This window comes from Acidaminobacterium chupaoyuni, from assembly GCF_047936785.1.
In the GTDB taxonomy this organism is placed as follows: domain Bacteria; phylum Bacillota; class Clostridia; order Oscillospirales; family Butyricicoccaceae; genus Acidaminobacterium; species Acidaminobacterium chupaoyuni.
Window position 1 is genome coordinate 68,597 of record NZ_CP176394.1, and the last position, 20,511, is coordinate 89,107.

General features: G+C 54.7%; 17 protein-coding genes. 5 read left to right on the forward strand and 12 right to left on the reverse strand.

From position 1 onward, the window contains the following. Window positions 1-18: 18 nt before the first annotated feature. Entirely contained in the window at window positions 19-1,188 is a 1,170-nt protein-coding gene (locus ACJA3I_RS00300) for an amidohydrolase (RefSeq protein WP_458862779.1), read from the forward strand. A 91-nt stretch (window positions 1,189-1,279) separates the two neighbouring features. Here the strand turns inward: ACJA3I_RS00300 and ACJA3I_RS00305 are convergent, their stop codons facing one another. Further along, the gene (locus ACJA3I_RS00305; RefSeq protein ID WP_458862780.1) at window positions 1,280-2,413 is read right to left on the reverse strand and encodes a M20 family metallopeptidase; all 1,134 of its coding nucleotides are present in this window, start codon (window positions 2,411-2,413) and stop codon (window positions 1,280-1,282) included. 174 nt (window positions 2,414-2,587) lie between these two features. Between ACJA3I_RS00305 and ACJA3I_RS00310 the strand changes: the two genes are divergently transcribed. Both ACJA3I_RS00310 and thiW read left to right on the forward strand, forming a co-directional pair. Next, window positions 2,588-3,322: a lysophospholipid acyltransferase family protein gene (locus tag ACJA3I_RS00310; protein WP_458862781.1), complete on the forward strand. Its 735-nt coding sequence runs from the start codon at window positions 2,588-2,590 to the stop codon at window positions 3,320-3,322. 214 nt (window positions 3,323-3,536) lie between these two features. Further along, window positions 3,537-4,046 (forward strand): energy coupling factor transporter S component ThiW, encoded by a 510-nt coding sequence (gene thiW / locus ACJA3I_RS00315; protein ID WP_458862782.1) that lies wholly within the window; start codon window positions 3,537-3,539, stop codon window positions 4,044-4,046. Between the two features lie 146 nt (window positions 4,047-4,192). Here the strand turns inward: thiW and ACJA3I_RS00320 are convergent, their stop codons facing one another. The 6 genes from ACJA3I_RS00320 to ACJA3I_RS00345 all read right to left on the reverse strand — a co-directional run bounded on the left by ACJA3I_RS00320 (window position 4,193) and on the right by ACJA3I_RS00345 (window position 12,680). Then, window positions 4,193-4,780: a DUF2284 domain-containing protein gene (locus ACJA3I_RS00320; RefSeq protein ID WP_458862783.1), complete on the reverse strand. Its 588-nt coding sequence runs from the start codon at window positions 4,778-4,780 to the stop codon at window positions 4,193-4,195. A gap of 17 nt (window positions 4,781-4,797) precedes the next feature. Then, window positions 4,798-10,176: an EAL domain-containing protein gene (locus ACJA3I_RS00325; RefSeq protein ID WP_458862784.1), complete on the reverse strand. Its 5,379-nt coding sequence runs from the start codon at window positions 10,174-10,176 to the stop codon at window positions 4,798-4,800. Window positions 10,177-10,350: 174 nt separating this feature from the next. After that, complete coding sequence (locus tag ACJA3I_RS00330) at window positions 10,351-10,764, reverse strand: RrF2 family transcriptional regulator (RefSeq protein WP_458862785.1); 414 nt, start codon at window positions 10,762-10,764, stop codon at window positions 10,351-10,353. Beyond that, complete coding sequence (locus tag ACJA3I_RS00335; protein WP_458862786.1) at window positions 10,761-11,627, reverse strand: 4Fe-4S binding protein; 867 nt, start codon at window positions 11,625-11,627, stop codon at window positions 10,761-10,763. The genes ACJA3I_RS00330 and ACJA3I_RS00335 overlap by 4 nt, the downstream gene beginning before the upstream one ends. Next, a complete protein-coding gene (locus ACJA3I_RS00340) occupies window positions 11,620-11,760 on the reverse strand; it encodes a CD1871A family CXXC motif-containing protein (protein ID WP_458862787.1) in 141 nt (46 codons plus the stop codon). Before ACJA3I_RS00340 ends, ACJA3I_RS00335 begins: the two co-directional genes overlap by 8 nt. Further along, window positions 11,757-12,680 carry a rhodanese-like domain-containing protein gene (locus ACJA3I_RS00345; protein ID WP_458862788.1) on the reverse strand — a complete coding sequence of 308 codons (924 nt, stop codon included), beginning with the start codon at window positions 12,678-12,680 and terminating at the stop codon, window positions 11,757-11,759. The genes ACJA3I_RS00340 and ACJA3I_RS00345 overlap by 4 nt, the downstream gene beginning before the upstream one ends. A gap of 235 nt (window positions 12,681-12,915) precedes the next feature. On the opposite strand from ACJA3I_RS00345, the gene ACJA3I_RS00350 reads away from it, so the two are divergent. After that, complete coding sequence (locus tag ACJA3I_RS00350; protein ID WP_458862789.1) at window positions 12,916-13,926, forward strand: FAD:protein FMN transferase; 1,011 nt, start codon at window positions 12,916-12,918, stop codon at window positions 13,924-13,926. 190 nt (window positions 13,927-14,116) lie between these two features. After that, the gene (locus ACJA3I_RS00355; RefSeq protein WP_458862790.1) at window positions 14,117-15,172 is read left to right on the forward strand and encodes an NAD(P)-dependent alcohol dehydrogenase; all 1,056 of its coding nucleotides are present in this window, start codon (window positions 14,117-14,119) and stop codon (window positions 15,170-15,172) included. 105 nt (window positions 15,173-15,277) lie between these two features. On the opposite strand, the gene ACJA3I_RS00360 is transcribed toward ACJA3I_RS00355, so the two are convergent. The 5 genes from ACJA3I_RS00360 to ACJA3I_RS00380 form a co-directional block, all read right to left on the reverse strand. Beyond that, window positions 15,278-15,676 (reverse strand): DUF3842 family protein, encoded by a 399-nt coding sequence (locus ACJA3I_RS00360; protein WP_458862791.1) that lies wholly within the window; start codon window positions 15,674-15,676, stop codon window positions 15,278-15,280. A gap of 11 nt (window positions 15,677-15,687) precedes the next feature. After that, a complete protein-coding gene (locus tag ACJA3I_RS00365) occupies window positions 15,688-16,878 on the reverse strand; it encodes a M20 metallopeptidase family protein (RefSeq protein ID WP_458862792.1) in 1,191 nt (396 codons plus the stop codon). 51 nt (window positions 16,879-16,929) lie between these two features. Beyond that, complete coding sequence (locus ACJA3I_RS00370) at window positions 16,930-18,105, reverse strand: M20 metallopeptidase family protein (protein ID WP_458862793.1); 1,176 nt, start codon at window positions 18,103-18,105, stop codon at window positions 16,930-16,932. 13 nt (window positions 18,106-18,118) lie between these two features. Continuing rightward, window positions 18,119-19,288 (reverse strand): M20 metallopeptidase family protein, encoded by a 1,170-nt coding sequence (locus ACJA3I_RS00375; RefSeq protein WP_458862794.1) that lies wholly within the window; start codon window positions 19,286-19,288, stop codon window positions 18,119-18,121. Between the two features lie 117 nt (window positions 19,289-19,405). Continuing rightward, window positions 19,406-20,233 (reverse strand): hypothetical protein, encoded by an 828-nt coding sequence (locus ACJA3I_RS00380; protein ID WP_458862795.1) that lies wholly within the window; start codon window positions 20,231-20,233, stop codon window positions 19,406-19,408. Window positions 20,234-20,511: the final 278 nt, after the last annotated feature.

The window sequence follows — 20,511 nt, forward strand, 5'->3', positions numbered from 1 at the left end:
AAAACAGGAGGAACTCCCATGATTCTGATTAAAAACGGCCACATCAAAACAATGGCCGGCCCCGATATTGAAAACGGCCAGATCCTTCTCGACGGCGCGAAGATCGTCGCCGTGGGCAAAACCGTGAACGCCCCTGCCGATGCGCAGGTCATCGACGCCGCGGGATGCCTCGTCACCCCCGGCCTCATCGACGGCCACTGCCATATCGGCATGGAAGAATCGGGCATTCGCTTTGAAGGTTCCGACGGCAACGAAATGTCTGACCCCATCACCTCTCACATCCGCGGCATCGACGGCATGAACCCCATGGATGAAACCATCGGTCAGGCTGCCGCCGCCGGCGTGACCACCGCCGTAACAGGCCCCGGTTCCGCCAATGTGGTGGGCGGAACTTTCGCCGCCGTGAAAATGGCAGGCAAGCGCATCGACAACATGATTTTGAAAGATCCCGTCGCCATGAAATGCGCCTTCGGCGAAAACCCCAAGCGCTGCTATGGCCAGGGCATGAAAAAAATGCCTATGACCCGCATGGGCACCGCGGCTCTGCTGCGCGAGCTGCTGTTCAAGGCCAACGAATATAACGACGCTCTGCTGGCCCACGAAAAAGACCCCAAGAACAACAAAAAGCCCACTTACGACATGAAGCTGGAAGCGATGCTGCCTGTTGTTCGCAAAGAAATCCCCCTGAAGGCCCATGCGCACCGCGCCGATGATATCTTCACCGCGCTGCGCATCGCCAAAGAGTTCAATGTCGGCATGACACTGGATCACTGCACAGAAGGCCACTTGATCGCCGATGAGCTCATCAAAGAAGGCCGCGGCGTGTTCGTTGGCCCCACTTTGGGCGATAAGAGCAAATTCGAGCTTTCCAACAAGAGCTGGGAAACCCCCAAGGCCGTGGTGGAAGCGGGCTTGAAAGCCGCCATCATCACCGATGCCCCCGTTCTGCCTCTGGATAGCCTGGCCATGTGCGCGGGTCTGGCGGTCAACGCCGGTCTGCCCGAGCAGGAGGCCTGGAAATGCATCACCATCAACCCCGCCGAAATCATCGGCATTGCCGACCGCGTGGGCAGCCTTGAAGCGGGCAAAGACGCCGATGTGGCCATTTTCCGCGGCAACCCCATCACCGATATCCAATATGAAACGGTTTACACCATCATCAACGGCGAGATCGTTCATCAGGCATAAAAGCGTTGCTTTTTCTAAAAAAGAGAGTGCGAAGCATTTCGCACTCTCTTTTTATATGCTTTCAAAAGGGCTGTTCTGTGCCCCGCGGCCATCAAAGCTTTGTGAGAAAATTGGCCAGCACCGCCAGACGCTCCATGGTTCCCGAAATTTCGATATGTTCGTTTTCGGCGTGTGCGCCGTCGCCCTTTCCGCCAAGGCCATCCAGCGTGGCGATGCCCAGGGCCGAAGTAAAGTTGCCGTCGCTTCCGCCGCCCGCTGCGATATAATCCAGCGAAACGCCCAGTTCACGCGCGGCGCTTTGCGCCAGATCGAACAGCTTAAGGTTCTTTTCGGTGGCTTCCATGCCGGGGCGGGCGATGCCGCCTGTCACTTTCAGGCTCACGCCCTCGGTTTTCGGCTGAAGCCCGAAAATCAGCCGATCCATCCGCCGTGCTTCTTCATCGTTCCATGTGCGCACATCCACTTCCATATGGGCGCGTTCGGCAATGATGTTGGGTCGTGTTCCGCCGTTTGCCACCCCCACATTCACAGTGGTGCCGATCTCGAAATCGTTGAGCGAATGCAGATAAACGGTCTGCAGGGCCATTTCCTGAACGGCCGAGCGCCCCGCCTGAGGGTTGTTGCCCGCATGGGCGGCTTTGCCGGTGATTTCGATCTGATATTTTCCCGAACCCTTGCGGGCCGTTTTCAAAAAGCCCTGAGGCCCCGAAGCCGGCTCGATGCAAAGCGCCGCCGCGCTTTCTCTCGCTTTTGCTTCGATCACGGGGCGGGAACTCACGCTGCCCACCTCTTCATCGCTGTTGCACATCAGGCAAAAGCGCTTGTGAGGCAAAAGCCCCTGCTCTTTCAAAATTTTCAGCGCCCAGATGGCGTTGACCAGCCCGCTTTTCATATCGAAAACTCCGGGCCCATAAAGCAGGTCGCCTTCCTGCTTTAAAGATAAACGACCTTTTTCCCAGACCGTGTCAAAATGGCAAAGCATCAAAATCTGTTCTTCGCCTTCGCCGATGGTGAAGCTTCGGTGATCGCCGCGCGTTTCTGCCGGATAAATTTCGGCATCGCAGCCCAGACGCTTCTTGACGATCTCATCGATTTTTCTGCCGCAGACATCGGCAAGCGACTTATCGATCGAGGGCGATTCACAGCGCACCAGTTCTTTCAGATCTTCTATGATCTCTTCTTGATGAAAAGCGATCTGCCGGCGCAAAAGTTCCGTTGTTTCCATGATTTCCACCGCTTTCTTTTTATCTTTCCTGCCAGGGAGCTGTGTGATTCCGTTTCTTATTTTAGACCCTAAACCATATAATCGCAAGGCTTGTTTTGACATTTTTGCCGCCGCTTGCTATACTGTTTTACGGCGTTTGACCTTAAATTATGATGAAACGACGAGGAAAACAGCATGAGAACGATCCTTTGGTTCCTTTATTTCTGGCTTTATCTGGTGGCGCTTTTGCCCAAAATGCACCGCGCAAAGAAACTGGAAGCCCAGGGCCGCCGCGATCTGGCCGATGCCATCACCGAGCGCGAAGTGCGCAAATGGGCGAGCGCGCTGCTGAAAGCGGCGGGCGCAAAAGTGAAGGTGGAAGGGCTTGAAAACATCCCCCAGGGCAAAGCCTGCCTGTTCATCGGCAACCATCAGGGCAATTTTGATGTGCCCATCATGCTTTCTCAGCTGCCCAAGCCTTATGGGCTGCTTTCTAAAATCGAGACCCAAAAGATCCCGCTGATTTGCCAATGGATGAAGCTGCTGCACTGTGTGTTCGTCGATCGCAAAGACCCCCGCCAATCGGTGACGGCGCTCAACGAATGCGCCCATCTGCTCAGCGAGGGCTATAGCATGATTATTTTCCCCGAAGGCACCCGCAGCCGCAGCGACGCCATGAATGAATTCAAAGGCGGCGCTTTCAAAATTGCTTCCAAAGCGAGCATGCCCATCGTTCCCATGGCCATGAACGGCTCTTACCGGCTGATGGAAGCCCACGGTTTCCGCATCCATCCCGCCTCGGTAACCTTGAAGATCCTGCCCCCCATCGAAACCGCTTCCCTTTCCCGCGAAGAGCTGAAAGCTCTGCCCGAAACGGTGAAAGAACTGATCGCTCAAAATATAACCCCCGCTTCCGGCGCCTCTGCCTGATGCGGCGGAGCCCGATAAAACAAAAACCTGCCGGCAATGCTTCGTCACTTGCGGTGGGTTTCTTGATTTGCTGTTGACTTTTTTCCTATCCATTGGTATACTGTTTGGCAGAGTGTGACGCATTGATCCACACGAAGGGGTACACCACCGCGGGTGTAGCTTTCTTCGTGTGGATTTTTTTATTTGTCACCAAATCAATTTGTGAGGGATTTTTATGAAAAAAACAAATGTAAGAAAACTGGCGGCAGCCGCCATGCTGGTGGCGCTCACCGTGGTGCTTTCGGGCTTTTCGATTCCCGTCGGCGCTTCGAAATGCTTTCCCATCCAGCATCTGGTCAATGTGCTGGCGGGCGTGTTTCTCGGCCCCGTTTATGGCGTGACGGCCGCCTTCTGCACCTCGCTTCTGCGCAACCTGATGGGAACAGGCAGCCTTCTGGCTTTCCCCGGCAGCATGATCGGCGCGCTTTGCTGCGGCCTGCTTTACCGCCGCACAAAAAAGCTCAGCCTTGCTTATGTGGGCGAAGTGGTGGGCACAGGCGTTCTGGGCGGCATGCTCTGCTACCCCGTTGCCAAATTTCTGATGGGCCGCGAAGCCGCTTTGTTCGCCTATGTTCTGCCCTTTCTCATCAGCACTCTGGGCGGAACGCTCATCGCCGCCCTGCTCATCGCCGCGCTGAAGAAAACCGGCGCCATGGAAGCGCTTGGGCGGATGCTGAAAAAATAATCTGCCCCTTAAACAAAAAAGCAGGAAGCTTTACGGATGCACGACCATCCATAAGGCTTCCTGCTTTTATTCTTATCATAGACAAGCCGCCGGCAGGCTTTCAAATCACCGGGGTTCTTTTTCGTCACCGGTAAACCGCCGGGCGCTTATGCTCTGCTTTTGCCATAGATCGTTTCGGCCTCGCGGCGCATCGAGCGGCGGCTGAACAGCGCGTTGACCAGAAAATAATATTCGGGAAGGCCCTCGGCCTGCCAAACAAGGGGAACGCCCAGTTCTTTTTCTGCCAGCGCGCCCACATCGAATCCGAAAGATTCCAGCGAAGGGCGGCACCGCTGCGGATCGCGGCAGGGCAGATTTTCGGCACGGGCGCAGGTTTTGCAGATGCGGCATCCGCCCGCCGCCAGCGCAAGGCAGTTTTCGCCCGTTTGCTCCAGCTTTAAGGCTTTGCCGTCTTCTTCGGCGCGGGCGTCGTCGATTTTCTGCCACATCAGCGCCTCGGCCTCTTTGCCGCGCAGAGCCTGTTCTTCGGGGGTGATCCTCACTTTTTTGCCCATCAGCAAACAGTGGGAATAGCTTTTCAGCAGAGCTTCCACTTCATAATCATAGGGCGGGCAAGACCATTTCTGCCGGTAATTCGGGCAGGCTTCACAGGCCGCGCCGAATTTTTGCGGTTCATAATAGCGCCCCATCAATTCTTCCATCGAAATTTCTTTCCAAATGCCCGGTTCTTTCAAGCCGTTTCGCCTCACTTTTAAGATTCGATAATAAATTGGTCTTTTCCGTCTTTTTTCGCCTGATACAAAGCGCGATCCGCCCGTTCATAAAGCGATTCGAAATGTTCGTGTTCCTTTTCTCTGATGGCGATGCCCACACTGATGGAGAACGCGTCTTCCCCCTCGATGCCGCGGATCTGGGAAAGGAGGTTTTCCATTTTCTTTTCCACATCGGCCGCGCGGTTGACATTGCGCAAAAGCACCACGAATTCATCGCCGCCCAGGCGCCCGATGATATCTTTTCTTCTGAAATTTTCACTTAAAAGCTTTGCCAGCCGCGCCAGCGTTTCATCGCCTTTCCGGTGGCCTTTGGTATCATTGATCTTTTTGAAATCATCGATATCGCAAAGGGCAAACGCCACCTTTTCTTCGCCGGAATCCAGCGTGGTTTCGATTTTTTCCTGCAAAGTGGCGCGGTTATAGATTTTGGTCACGGGGTCGATCTCAGCCCGTTCGATCAGCTCGCGCTCTTTCTGCGCCAAACGGATATAGACCAGCGCCCGCGGGCTTTTTTCTTCTGCTTCATAAAGCAGATAGGCCACCGTTTCCACCCAAACCCAGCTGCCGTCGCGCTTTTCCATGCGGAACTGCGCGCGAATTTCGGTGTTGCCCCGCTGCATGGCTTTTTGCATATTCTGAACGGAGAAAATGCTCAGCACCCGGTCGCGGTCATCGGGATGCAGATGCCTGCCGCCGCCTCGCGAAAAATAATCCAGCGGCGGGTAATATTCTTTGCCGTGCTCGGAAATGTGGATGACCTTGGTGTTTTCGGCCGTCATATCGGTTTCCATGGCAAACAGCGTTTCCATCATCACTGCCTGGCGATAATTCTGCTCGCGGTTCAGGTGATCCTGCAACTGCTTTTCGCGGGCGATGTCTTCGCCCATGCCGATAACCCGGTATACCTGCCCCTGTTTGTCGGCAATGCTGATAAACGAAGTGCGATACCAGCGGTAACCCGCCCCCCAGAAATCAGCGCGATATTCCACTTCGCCCGACATGATCTTTTGTGATGCGGTGCACACCATGTCGGTGCAGATATGAAGAAAATCCGGGTGAAGAATTTTGGAATCCGCCAAGCTGATGGCATCCAAATTTTCCACTGTGCGCTTGATGCGCTCGCCCCTGCTGTTCTTTAAAGAATAGGTAAGTTTTTTCTCCTGCGTGTCATAATCCATGATCTGCATATCGGAATTGCGCAGCAGCAGGGTATACAGCTCATTCTGGCGGCGATACTCCCGTTCCATTTCTTCCTGATCGGTGATATCGCTCATCACCGCATAGCAAACGGGGTTCTGCCCCGGCAGTTCCAAGATCGTGGCGATATTCCTCAGCCAGAAGAACCGCCCGTCGCTTTTCTGGGCGCGCACCACATCGTCTGTCGAAATCTGCTGCGGCGTTTTTTTCATCCATTCTTCCAGCTGTCTCAAATGCCCCTGCGGATACTGCTTCACCAGGGCATTTTCGCCGTTTTGCGGTTCGGGCCGCTTCATATCGAAAATTTCATAAGCCCGCTCGTTGAGATATTTAATGATGATCTGCCGCTGCGCCAGTTCATAAATGCCCACGCCCACAGGCAGCTGATCCAGCAGGTGCTGCAATTCTTCGGTGGTTTTTTGCAGGGCCGATCGGGTGTTATGCAGCTCGGTGACATTGGTGATGGCGCAATAGGCAAAGATCTTGCCTTCTCCGTTGCGCCGCATCACCCCCTCCACCTGGGCCCACTGGGGCTTCTGGGGGTTTTCGTGGATGAAAAACTGTTCTTCGAAATGCCAGAGCTCGCTGTTTTCTTCCGATCTTTTTTCGGCGGCCTGCCGCAGCGTTCTCTTCCAAAGCGAAGCCAGCGGGCAGGTTTCGCGCATCATGCAATCCGCCGGTTTTGCCGCGCGGCATCCCAAGATCTCGGCGGCTTTCCGGCTGATGAATTTTGGCATGATCTCGTGGCCGCATTCGGCCACGATGATGCCCACAGGCAGATTTTTGATGATATCGCCCAGCATGGTTTCGCTTTCCTGCGCGTTTTGTTCGGCCTGTTTGCGGCGGTCGATCAGATTGATGGTGGCGATCACGCGCTTCCATTCCTGATTTTCGCCTTTCTGCGCGTTTGAGGTAATGCAGCACCAGTGATATTGACCGTCTTTCGTTTTCAGGCGGATCTCCATCTGGTTGGCGTTTTTGGCGTCGTTTTTACAGGCGCCCTCGAAAAAGGCGTTGACCACGGGCAGGTCGTCGGGATGCACCACTTTGGCCGTCACGCCGTTTTTCGCCACCTGCCAGGGGTCTTCATCGGCCAGCGCGAACTGTTCGTAACCCTTTTCCGCGTGGAAAGTCCTTTGGTCGAAATCCCATTCAAACACGATGGTATCGGTTTGTTTGATGACCTCCAGATAGCGCTCGCGTTCCCATTTCACGGCTTCCAGCGCGGCGGCTTCTTCCAAAAGCTCTTCCGCCTGTTTTTGCGCATCGATGGTGGCAAGGCAGCTCAAGAAAACCTTTTTGCCCTGCTGGTTGCCCAGCGGAAGAATGACCCGCCGCCGCCAATGATAAACGCCGTCTTTGCCCAGCACTCTCGCTTCGGCCGTGATGAAGCCGTTTTGGTTCCTTTCAAGTTCTTCTTCCAGCGCTTCCACAGTGAAAAAGCGGCAATAGGCTTCGCGGTCGTTGGGGTGGATGCGGCTGTATTCCATGCGTTCATAAGCTTCGGCGAGGTTTTCCACCCTTCCTTCCGCCTGTTCATCGGTGGAAAATATCGTTTTTCGTGTGTTATCGGTGAAATTGAGTTCGATGATATCGGTGTAAAGATTGCTCAGCACCGCCAGATATTGCTGCAGATAGCGGGCCTGCTGATTTTCCTGCTGTGTGGTCACATCAAAGGCCGTCAGGCAAAACACCGAGCGGCTGCCGTTTTTGCCCAGATAGCGCAGGCGGACATCGCAGATCAGGCATCTGCCATCCAGATGGGGGCGGCGCAGGATGGCCTGCATGGGTCTGCCCTGTTTTTCCGCTTCCTTGCAGATTTCCAAAAGAGCCTTTTTATCTTCTTCATATAATCTCTCAAAACCATTATATCCGTTTTGAAAAAATTCCTGGGGCGAACCGCCGAACAGTTCGAAATATCCGTCGTTGACGCGCAGCGCTTCCAACCGGTTCTCGTGCAGCTCATAGATGCCCATGGCGCCCACGATGCCGTTGAACAGCAGGCTGCTTTCTTTGCTGGCGTTCCAAACGCTGTCGAAATCATAATCATCCAGGCAGATCTCCTGCTGGGCGGCGAGTTTCTCTTTGCCTTCTTCCAAAAGGGCGCAAAAATCCTGCCGCGGCAGCGGGCGCGAATAAAAATAGCCTTGAATTTTATCGCATCCGATCCCCCGCAGAAAATCCACCTGCTGCTGGGTTTCAACCCCTTCGGCGATCACTTCCATCTTCAGCCACTTGGCCATATGCACCACGCTGTTGAGAACATTGCCCGCCCGGGCCGAAGTTTCCAGATCGGCCAGGAAGCGCATGTCGATCTTCAGATAATCCACCGGCACATCCTTGAGCATATTCAGCGAAGAATAGCCGCTTCCGAAATCATCCATCAACACGGTGAAGCCCTGTTTTTGCAAAGAGACAACGGCTTCTTTCAGCTTTTTCGGGTCATCCATATAAGCGCTTTCGGTGATTTCAAGCTTCAGCATGGCGGGTTTCAGCCCGTAACGGTCGATCAGGCTGCGCAGTTCCAGGGCCAGATGCTTGTTTTCCACATTCAGCCGCGAAATATTCACCGAGATGGGCACAACGCGCTGCCCCTTGGCAATGCGCCGGCTTAAAAACTGGCAGACTTCCTCCCAGACATAGGCATCCAGCAGCGTGATAAAGCCGTTGCGCTCAAACAGCGGGATGAATTCGCCGGGCGAAATGATGCCCTTCTGGGGATGCTGCCAGCGCACCAGGGCTTCCGCGCTGATGGGCAGGCCGGTGGTGATGCTGTAGATGGGCTGCATATAAATAACGAACTGCCTGCTTTTCAGCGCGGTATACATCTCGCTTTCGATCTCTTGCTCTTTTTGCAGATGGTTGAGCATTTTTTCATTATAGATGGCGCTGCGCCGCATGGAGCTGCCCTTGACGCTTTTCAGCGCCATGGTGGCGCGGTCACACATCAGTTCCACCGGCAGCCCAAGATTTTCGATGAGATAGACCCCGAAATAAACGGAAAACCGGCATCCCAGCTCGCTCTGGGTATCCCACATGCCCACTTCTTTTTCCAGCTGATCGATGCAGACATGGTCGCGCCGCAGGCAGCAGGCAAAGCGATCGCCTGTCAGGCGCCCGCAAAGTTCTTCTTTTCCGGAAAGTTTTTTTAATTTCTGCGCAAACGCCACCAGCACTTCATCGCCTTTTTTGTTGCCGAAGCGCTCATTGATGATCTTGAAATTGCGGATATCCCAGCAGATGATGTAATATTTTTCATTGGAATGCTCGCGCAGGATCTTTTCGGCCCGTTTGCAAAACCCTTCGCGGTTATAGACCCCCGTCAGCTTGTCATGCTCGGCGTCATATTCCAGTTTTTCCATCACACGGGTGCGCAGGTTCATCAATTCTTTTTCTTCGGTCTGATCCACCAGCACCGCGTGATAAACGGGCACGCCCTCTTCTTTTTTATAGCAGACCGCCGAAAGGCCGATCCATGCCATGCCGCCGCCTTTTTTATGCACGCGGTAGCTCACCTTGATGGGGCCGCTGTCGCGCCGCGCCCTCAAAAAAGTCTGCATCAGCAGCGGGCGGTCTTCTTCATACACCAGCGCAAAGCAATCTTCTTTGGTGGCCTCGATATATTCGCTGCGCGTTCTGCCGCTGATGGCGCAAAAGCTGTCGTTATAATAACGCAGCCCCGGGTGACGCAGATCGAAAATAGCGATGCCGCCCGGGATCGTGTCTGCCAGTGCCTGCATCCGCAGCGTAGTTTCATTTAAATTCTGTTTCAGCTGCCGTCGCTCCAGCACGGTCTTCTGCATGATATTTCTCACGCGCGCCTGCACGATGCGGCGGTTATAAGGCTTTGTGATGAAATCGGCGGCGCCCAGATCCAGCGCGCGGATCTCATTGCTTTCTTCGCCGAACTCGGTGTTGACCACCACGGGGATCTGCTGGTTTTGCGGCAGTGTCTTGATTTTTTCAAGCACTTCAAAACCGTTCATCACGGGCATGACCAAATCTAAGATCATCAGATCCACAGGGTTCTGCTCTAATATTTTTAAGGCGGCTTCGCCATTTTCCGCTTCCAGCAGAAAATATTCCTCTGCAAAAATCAACCGCAGAATCTGCCGGTTCACTTTTTTGTCATCCACGATCAAAACGGTCGGTTTCGGCATTTTCCCACCTCGCACAACTTTTAGTAAATACTGAGAAAAAGCCTCTCGGGGAACGATTCTACCAAAAGAGACTTTTTCAGCATAATACCGTTTTTTCAAACGGCATCCCAAAATATTCTATTCAATATTATAGCAGTTTTCCTAAAATATGCAACGGATTTCAAGAAAAAAGAGTTACTTTTTCCCAATCAGATATTGCTCCAGCGATTCGATGGTCACGGTTGACAGATATTCTTCGCAGACCTGATCCAGCTGAGCGCAGATGCCCTCCATCACGCCGCCCATGCCCGCGCTGATAAGACATTCGGCGTCTTTATGGCCGCTTCGCCAGTTCAGCGTCACCGCGTTTTCTCCCAGCGCCTTTAAAATTTCACCCAGTGTGGTTTGGCCGTCTTTCGCGATGCGGCATCCGCCTTCCGCGCCTTCCCTCGTTTCCACCAGCCCCGCTTTTTTCAGCTTGGCCATCACTTTTCGGATGCGCGCAGGGTTCGTGCAGACATTCTTTGCCAGTTCTTCACTGGAAAGACACGAAGCCTTGTGATAAAGATACACCATGGCATGCACCGCCACAGCAAATTCCCCCGTCATGATTTCTTTTCCCCCTTTTGTAACTTCGCCGTATGCAGCGCCCCGCAGGGGCACGCCGCCTTACAGGCGCCGCAGCGCACACAATCGGCGCTGTTGGGCTGTTTCCACGGTTCCAGCGCCATGTCGCAAGCCGCGCTGCATTTGCCGCAGCGGATGCATTTGTCGCTTTCCACTTCATAGCGATAAAACGAAACCTTGTTGAAAAGCCCATAGATCGCCCCCAGCGGGCAGAGATAGCGGCAAAACGGCCGCCACACCACCACCGAAAGCACCAGCAGCACGGCAAGAATGGCAAGCTTCCATTCAAAAAGCCAGCCCGCCGCCGCCTGAAGGTTTTCATTTTGCAAAACCAGCGGGATGCCCGCCGTCAATGTGCCGCTGGGGCAGATCCATTTGCAGAAAGCAGGCGCGCCCTGCCCCAGAATATCCACCGCGAACAACGGCAGGATCACCACGAAGCCCGCCAGAATGCCATAGCGCAAAAGGCGCAGAAAACGCTCGCCCTTCAGCTTTTTCAGTTTCTTCGGAAAGGGGATCTTATAGATCAGATCCTGGATCAGCCCGAAGGGGCAAAGCCAGCCGCAGACAAAGCGGCCCAGCGCAGCCCCCACGATCATCAGAAACCCGGTGACATAAAAGGCCATGCGATATTCCGCGCTGCCCAGAACCGCCTGAAGCGCGCCGATGGGGCAGGAACCCAGCGCCCCCGGGCAGGAATAACAGTTGAGCCCCGGCACGCAGAGGGCCTTGGTGGGGCCGCGCCAGATCTTGCCGCCGGCAAAACCCGCCGCATATCCGTTCGTCAGCGCCGCCCACCCTATCTGCACCCACACGCGGGGGCTTCGTCGATTTTTCTTAGCCAATGCCGATACACTCCAAACATATATTGATCGCCTTGGTCAGCACCACGCCCGCTTCGCCGCGCCAAACGCCCAGCCCCACCATCAGCAGGCCCGCCGCCATCAACGCCGCGGCGGTTTTCCGCCCGCGCATCATGCTTTTTCCACCTCTTTGAGCAGGCTGTCGATCAGTTTTTCCCAATCGGCCTTGCTTTGAGCGCCCGAATAGATCTCGCCTACCTGCACGCCGTTTTCATCCACGAACACCGTTTCGGGCACAGCATAGACCTCTTGCAGATGAGAACGGATAAGATCGATGGAAGGCAGCACATGGGTATAATCCGCGCCGGTCTTTTCCACTGCTTTCTGGGCCTTTTTCACCTGATCGGCGTCATAGCTCAAATCCTGCTTCAGCGTGTCGATGGGGATGCCCACGATCTGAAAACCTTTGTCGGCATATTCCTTCTGGATCTCACCCAGTTCGGGCATTTCGCGCAGGCAGGGGCTGCAATAAGTGGCCCAGATATTGACCATGGTCAGCTTTTTGCCGCTGAAAATGCTTTCATCCACGGCGTTGCCTTCCAGATCTTCGCTTTTGAAGCTGCCGAAAAGGCTTGCCGCCGTGGTGGGCTGGGTTTCTTCGGGGCCCGTCACGGTGTCATAGGGCCAATCGATGATGCCGCCGAAATCATAGACCTTGGTATAGCCCATGGCCACCAGCTTGTCGGCCGCCTGTTTGCTGCGGTTGCCGCTGCGGCAGTAAATCAAAATCTCGGCGTCGGTATCGGGCAGCTTTGCGGGCTTTTCCGTGCCGATCTCCTCATTGGGGATGAGGATGGCCCCCGGGATATGGCCCGCTTCATATTCATCGGCGCGGCGCACATCCACAACGATCACGGGGTCTCCGCTATCCATGCGCGCTTTGGCTTCTTTCGCGGTGATTTTATGATATTCCGCTGTGCTTTTGCTTTCTTCCTTTTTCTTTTCGTCGGTTTTCGAAGTCTGCGGCGCGGCGCAGCCCCCCAAAATCAGCGCTGCAAGCGCAGCAGCGACCCATTTCAGTTGTTTTGTTTTCATAACAAGCCTCCTTTGCTTTGATACTGTAATTATATCAATTACAGTTTGACTGTCAATCATTTTTCCAAGATAAGATTGTAAACTTTCTTATTTTCCCCGAAAAAACCGCAGGTTCACGGGCGAAATGCGAAAATTTCACAAATTATCCATTGTATTCACCGGATGGGCTTGCTAAACTGAAAAAGCAAAAGATTTTTTTGCTTTTTCTTTCTATCAACACTTGGGAGGCGAGCCTTTGAAACGATGGTTCCTGTTGCTGTTATGCGCCATGCTGCCGCTGAGCGGCTGCGCCCAGAGCAGCAAGCAAAAATATTCGGCGGAAATCTATGGCGCGTTCGATACCGTCACCACGGTGACCGCTTATTGCAGCAGCGAAAAAGAATTCAATGCTTTTCGCGATAAAACCGAAAAATTGCTGCTGTATTACAGCAGGCTTTATGATATCTATATGGATTATCAGGATGTGGAGGGCATTTATGCCGTCAACGAGGCGGCGGGCGACCACCCGGTGAAGGTGGAACCCGAAGTGATGTCGCTTCTGCGTTTCGGCATTGAAAGTTATGAACTGACCCAGGGCCGCGTGAACATCGCCATGGGCAGCGTGCTTTCCATCTGGCATGATCTGCGCGAACAGGCGCAGACAGACCCCGCAAGCGCCAAGCTGCCTGAGGAATCGCAGCTGCGCAGCGCCGCCCAGCATTGCGACCTGATGAAGCTTCAGCTGGATGACGATGCCGGCACGGCTTATCTGGAAGACCCCGAAATGCGGCTGGATGTGGGCGCCATCGCCAAAGGTTATGCCGCCCAGCAGGTTTATGAAAAGCTGGTGAAGGCGGGTTATCAGAACTTCGTTCTTTCCGCCGGCGGCAATGTCATCGCGGCGGGAACGCCCGAAGGCCGCGATTCCTGGAGCGTGGGCATCGAAAGCCCGCTGGAAAACGGCGATCTTATCGACACCGTTTCCTGCAAAAATCAGGCCGTGGTCACCTCGGGCGGTTATGAACGCTTTTATACCGTCGATGGCAAACAATATCACCACATCGTCGATCCCGATACCCTTTACCCCGCCGAATATGTGAAATCCGCCACGGTGATCTATTCCGACAGTTCGCTGGCCGATGCGTTTTCCACCGCGATGTTTCTGATGACGCCCGAAAAATCTTTGGCGCTGGCCAAAAAATATCCGGGTATGCGCATCATCCTGATGGATGTAAACGGCAAGATCATCGACAGCGCAAAACAGTAACGAGCCCTTTTTCAAAACGCCCTGCCTTAATTTGGCGGGGCGTTTTTTAGTTGTTTTCTCCAAATACAATCTTCTATTTTACATATTTTAATCATTTGTAAACAATGAAACGGAATAGTGTTAAATTATTGACAAACTCATTTTTCTATGAAATAATGAATCAACTCAATATCCGAAAGGAGAACATAGTATGAAAGGATTTGCCATGCTCAAAATCGGGCAGGTAGGCTGGATCGAGAAAGAGATGCCCGCCTGCGGCCCCCTGGATGCCATTGTAAAGCCCCTCGCAGTATCTCCCTGCACCTCAGATATCCACACGGTGTATGAAGGCGCCATCGGCGACCGTCATAACATGATCTTGGGCCACGAGGCCGTTGGCGAAGTGGTGGAAGTCGGCAATCTGGTGAAAGATTTCAAACCCGGCGATCGAGTGATCATCCCCGCCATCACGCCCGATTGGTCAAAAGTGGAATCGCAGGCCGGCTATGCTATGCACTCCGGCGGAATGCTGGCGGGCTGGAAATTTTCGAATTTCAAAGACGGTGTTTTCGCGGAATATTTCCATGTGAATGAAGCGGATGGCAATTTGGCTCTGCTGCCGGATGGCGTTGATCCTGCGGCCGCGGTAATGCTCAGCGATATGGTTCCCACAGGGTTCCATGGCGCAGAGCTGGCGGATATCCAGTTTGGTGATTCTGTGTGCGTCATCGGTATCGGCCCTGTTGGCCTGATGGGCGTTGCGGCGGCAGCGCTGCGGGGCGCTTCCCATTTGTATGCCGTGGGTTCGCGGCCCAACTGTGTGGCGCTGGCGCGGGAATATGGCGCCACCGATGTGATCGATTATCACCAGGGCAATATCGTGGAACAGATCATGGAAAAAACCCATGGCAAGGGTGTCGATAAGGTGATTGTGGCAGGCGGCGACAACGATACTTTCATCGATGCCGTAACGATGCTCAAGCCCGGCGGCCGAATTGGCAATGTGAACTATCTGGGCTCCGGTGAGTTCATTCGCATCCCCCGCGTGGAATGGGGCTGCGGCATGGGCCACAAGATCATTGCGGGCGGCCTGATGCCCGGCGGCCGTCTGCGCATGGAAAAGCTGGCCGCTTTGATGGAAACGGGCCGTGTCGATCCCGGCAAGATGCTCACTCACCGCTTCAATGGCTTCTCGCATATGGAAGAAGCACTTCAGCTGATGAAAGACAAGCCAAAAGATCTGATCAAACCGGTGGTCATCCTTTAAACAATCGCGTAAAAAGCCTGCGGAAATTTCCGCAGGCTTTTTCATCAGTTTCGGCGCAGGGGTTTAAAACGAAGCGTTTTCAAGGCGCCGTTTTTTGCCCCGCGGCTATTGCAGCGCCTGTATGATCTTTTCCACTGCGTCTTCCAGATATCTGCCCAGAGGCAGTTCCTGATTGCCGCAGATGACCACATGGCTTTTCGCGTTGGGGATGAGCACCTTATACGCGCTGCTGCGGCTCACGGCGGCGGCCATGGCCGCGGTGATCTCGCCCAGCATGGAATCGGCCAGCACGATGCCGATGGGGCCCGCGATGACATCCGCCTTGGCGGCCAGCGTCACAATGGAATTTTCGCCCGTGGCGCCGTCATCTGCGCCGGCCTTCAGCATAGCCGAAGTGGCCAGCGCGTTGGTGCCCACGGCCAGGATCTCAGCCCCTTCCACCACCGCTTTCAGGCGGCTGACCAAAGCGCCGCCCATGCCGCCGCCTTTTCCGTCAATAACCAATATCGTCTTCATTATTTTGTCAGGTAGCTGTAGGCCATCTGCGCATAAGCCGCCGCGCCCGCTGCAAAGCCCGCTTCATCAAAGATGATCTTGGGGTTATGCAAAGGATAAACGCGGTCTTGGTGGCTTGTGCTGCCCACGGAGAACATAAAGGCGGGCACCGCATTGGAAACATAGGCGAAATCTTCGCTGCCCATGCTTTTTTCTTCGGAAAGCGGCGGGATCTCGATGCCTTCTTCTTTTCCCAAAGTCTCGCTGAGCCACTGGTGGCCCAAAGCGGTGAATGCGGGGTCGCAGATCAGCGGCGGTGTGCCGGCATGCAGATCCAGATCCAGATCACAGCGATAAGCGCGGGCGATCTCGCCGGCCACTTCTTCCACACGCTTTAAAATAAACTGGCGCAGTTCTTCATTGAAGGTGCGCAGGGTGCCGCTGAACGAGCAGGTTTCGGGGATGATGTTGGCGGCGGAACCCGCGTGGAAGGTGCAGATGGTGATCACGGTGGGCTGCTGCGCATCCACTTCATAACGGCCGATATCGGTGATGGCTTCGGCGATCTTCATGGCGCAAAGGATGGGGTTGACCGATTGATGGGGGCGCGCGCCATGGCCGCCTTTGCCTTTCAGGTTCACGGTAATACGGTCGCTGGAAGCGCTGGAAGGCCCGCTTTTCAGCGAGATCTGGTTGGTTTTCACAATGTCGGAAGCCATGTGCGCGCCCACAGCCACATTGGGATGATATTTTTCGATGAGGCCGTTTGCCACCATCACGCGGGCGCCGCCGCCTTCCGTTCCTTCTTCATCGGGCTGGAACATCAAGACCACCTGGCCGTTCAGCTCATCTTCGTGGGCTTTCAGCACAGTGGCCGCGCCCAGCAGCATGGAGGTATGCACATCATGGCCGCAGGAATGCATCACATTGGGGCATTCCGAAGCAAAAGGCAGGCCTGTTTCTTCGCCCATGGGCAGGGCATCCATATCGGCGCGCAGCAAAATGCGCTTGCCGTTTTCGTTTTTGCCGATGAGGCCTACGATGCCGCAGGGGCAGATCTCTTCATAGGGAATGCCCAGTTTTTCCAGCTGTGCCTTTACGATAGCCGTGGTCTGGGGCAGTTTTTTGCCCAGTTCCGGATGATGGTGGATGGTTCTGCGCCATTCGATGATCTGGGGTTCAATGGCTTTCACTTCTTGATAGATGCTCATAACTTTATCTCCTTTTATAGAACTTTCGCCGAAGCGAAAAGAGCGATCGGTTTATTCTTTCGTCAAATAAGAAAGGGCGGCCTGCGCATAAACGGCGGTTCCATAGGCAAACGCCTTTTCATCGAACTGCACCATGGGGTGATGGGCCGGATAATCAGGGATCTGGGGCGAACCTGCGCCCAGTTCCACGGCGCAGGAAGGCACAAGCTGTGAAACATAGGCGAAATCTTCGCTGCCCATCATCTTTTCGGTGGATAGCGGCTTGATCTCGGCCCCTGTCAGGCGGCTGGTCAGCCAGCCGTGCAGCGTGCGGGCGAACACCTCGTTGCTGTAATTGCTGGGGGCCGCAAGGTCGATATGCCATTCCACGCCGCAGCGATAAAGATCGGCGATCTTTTCCGCTGTTTCCTGCATTCTTTTCAGAATGCGGGCGCGGTTTTCTTCGTTGAACATCCTGACGGTGCCTTTGATCTCGCAATCGTTGGGAATCACATTATAGATCGTGCCCGAATGGATGGCGCAGGTGTTCACCACCGAAGGCATCTGAGGGTCGATCTCATAGCGGCCCAGATCGGTGAACGCTTCGATGATCTTCGCCGCGGCAAAGATGGGATTGATGGCCTTTTGGGGCGAAGCGCCGTGGCCGCCCTTGCCATGCAGCACGATGCGGTAGCAATCGCTGGAAGCGGCACAGGGGCCGCTGGCGATTTTGACCTGGCCTGTTTTCAGCGGCATGCCCGCGATATGCAGCGCCATGGCGTAATCGGGGCGGGGGGTTTCCAAAGCGCCCGCTTCGATCATGGCTTTTGCGCCTTCCAGCGTTTCTTCGCCGGGCTGGAACATCAGCATCGCCAGCCCTTCAAGCCGGGCTTCCTGCTCTTTGAGCAGCTTCGCCGCGCCCAGCAGCATGGCGGTGTGGGTATCGTGGCCGCAGGCGTGCATTTTGCCTTCTGTCTGGGAAGCATAGGGCAGGCCGGTGGCCTCCTGCAGGGGCAGCGCATCCATATCGCCGCGCAGCAGGATAGATCTTCCGCCTTTTGGGCCGATGAAGGCCATGATGGCGTTGGGCGCCGCCTCGCGGTATTCCACGCCCATTTTTTCCAGTTCTTCCTTCACCTTCGCCGCGGTTTTTGGCAGATCCATTCCCAGTTCGGGGTTCTGATGAAAATATCTGCGCCATGCGATGATCTCGTCTTCCATGGCCTTTGCTTTTTCAAGAATATCCATCGTTTCGCCCCCTCTATCTTAAATAATCCATGGCAATGCAGGTATAAGCCGCCGTGCCATAGGCAAACGCGTTTTCATCGAACAGCACACAGGGGTGATGCATGGGGAAAGACTTGCCTTCGGGGCTCGTGCTGCCCAGTGAGATCATTACGGAAGGCACTTTTTGGGTGACGAAAGAAAAATCTTCGCTGCCCATGGCTTTTTCGGTGGAAACAGGCAGCACTTCCGCTTCGGGCAGACAGCCTTTCAGGCTGGCGGCGGTGGCTTCGGCGGCCTGTTCGTCGCTGCGGGTGCTGGGGGCTGTCTGGCCGATATACCATTCCGCGCGGCAGCGGTAAAGCTCGGCGATGGAATGCATCGCCTGCTGAAGGCGGCCCAGCAGGATCGCGCGTTTTTCTTCATCGAACATTCTCACCGTTCCCATGATGACGCAATCGTTGGGGATGATGTTATAAGTGGTGCCCGCGTTCAGCGCGCAGATATTCACCACCGAAGGCGACTGGGGGTCGATCTCATAGCGGGCGATATCTTCAAACGCGCCGATGATCTTCACCGCGGCAAAAATCGGGTTGATGGCTTCTTCCGGCGCGGCGCCATGGCCGCCCTTGCCGTGAAGCGTGATGCGGAACCCATCGCTGGAAGCCATGCACACGCCGCTTTTAATGAGGATCTGCCCCGTTTTCACCGCATCGGCCGAAATATGGATGGCCACGGCGCGATCGGGATGGGGGTTTTCCAAAGCGCCGGCGGCGATCATATCTCGGGCGCCGGTAAGCCCTTCTTCATCCGATTGGAACATCAGGATGGCAAGGCCCTCCAGCTGATCTTCGTGGGCTTTCAGCAGCTTTGCCGCGCCCAGCAGCATGGCCGTGTGGGTATCATGGCCGCAGGAATGCATGGCGCCCGGGTTTTGCGAAGCAAAAGGCAGGCCTGTTTGCTCGCTCATGGGCAGCGCATCCATATCGCCGCGCAGCAGGATGGATCTTCCGCCTTTTTTGCCGATGGTGGCCATGATGGCGTTGGGAATGATCTCGCGATATTCCACGCCCATTTTTTCCAGTTCTTCTTTCACCTTTGCCGCCGTAACAGGCAGATTCTGCCCCACTTCGGCGTGCTGATGAAAATATCTGCGCCATGCGATGATCTCATTTTCAATGGATTTTGCTTCTTGATAGATGCTCATAGGCCGTTCCTTTCCCGAATACTTCTGTTTATTTTTGCGCCGGCACGCTTTTTCAGCGCCCCGCGCGGGGTGTTTTTCGTGTTTCCATGATCTCGACGATGGTTTCTTCGGTGGCGCTCATGCCGGGCGACGCAATATAGCCGATATTCTGCATGGTAAGCTCGGGCGTGCTGCCCAAAATGCTGTGGCAGGGGCCGCCGCGCCCGTTACACGGGCTTCGATGGGGCCGCATGCAAAAATGCTCATGCTCTTTTTCAAGTCGCGGCTGAGCTCGCGCCCGTCATTTTCATCGATCAGAGCCTGCGTGATGGGCGTTTTCCCCTCTTTTTTCCCTTCTTCATATAAGGCAAGGTCGGTGGAAAAAGCCTCGCGCAAAAAGGCCAGTTCTTCTATGGGAACGGTTTTGGCGTAATCCACAAGTTCTTCCAGCGTTCTGGCTTTGATCTCTTCGCAGGGGTCGTCTTCCGCCTGCTCTGCCGCTGCCTGAAAAACCGTTTCACCGTTTTTCTGCAATAAAGTGAGGGAAGTATGGGTATGCTCGATCACGGCGCGGCCAACGCCGTTTTCGGTTTTCACCGTGGCGTCGATCAAAATAACGGGCGAAATGTTTTGCATCTTCACCGTAACGGCGCCGCTTTCGATCAATGCGCCCGCTTCCGCGATCTGCCGCGCGGTCAGGCCATCCAGCGCCGCCAGTTGTTTTTCGGCATCCCCCGCCACCGCGCCCAAAGCCGCCGCCCAGCCGTTCCCCTTTTCTTTTGTGCCGGGAATGGCGCAGGTAAAGGCATTCTTGTAAATGCCCGAATTGACGGCAAGCTCTACCGCGCTCACTTTTCCGCCGCAAAGCGAATGCGCTTTGGCGCAGGCATAAGCGATCGCCCCGGGTTCCGTTACGCCATAAGCGATTTTCATATCGCCGCGAATCAATTCCGCTAAAGCCTTCATTCGTTTCTCCTTTCGCGTTTCTCTTTTCTTATCATACACATTTTCTGCCCCACTCGCAAGCGTTGGGGGTAAAATAGTTCATCCTCTGAACTTATTTTTTCTTCCCTTTTTGCGTTTCATTTTCCTTTTCAATAAATCGCCGCCGCAACATTCGAAAAAACGATTCGACATCCCGCCCGTTCCATGATATCCTTTTTATAAAGCAGAGACGCGCAAATATCTGCTCTTGAATTTCACACTCCATCAAATTAATTGCCAAAAGGCGGAGGGAACCCCTC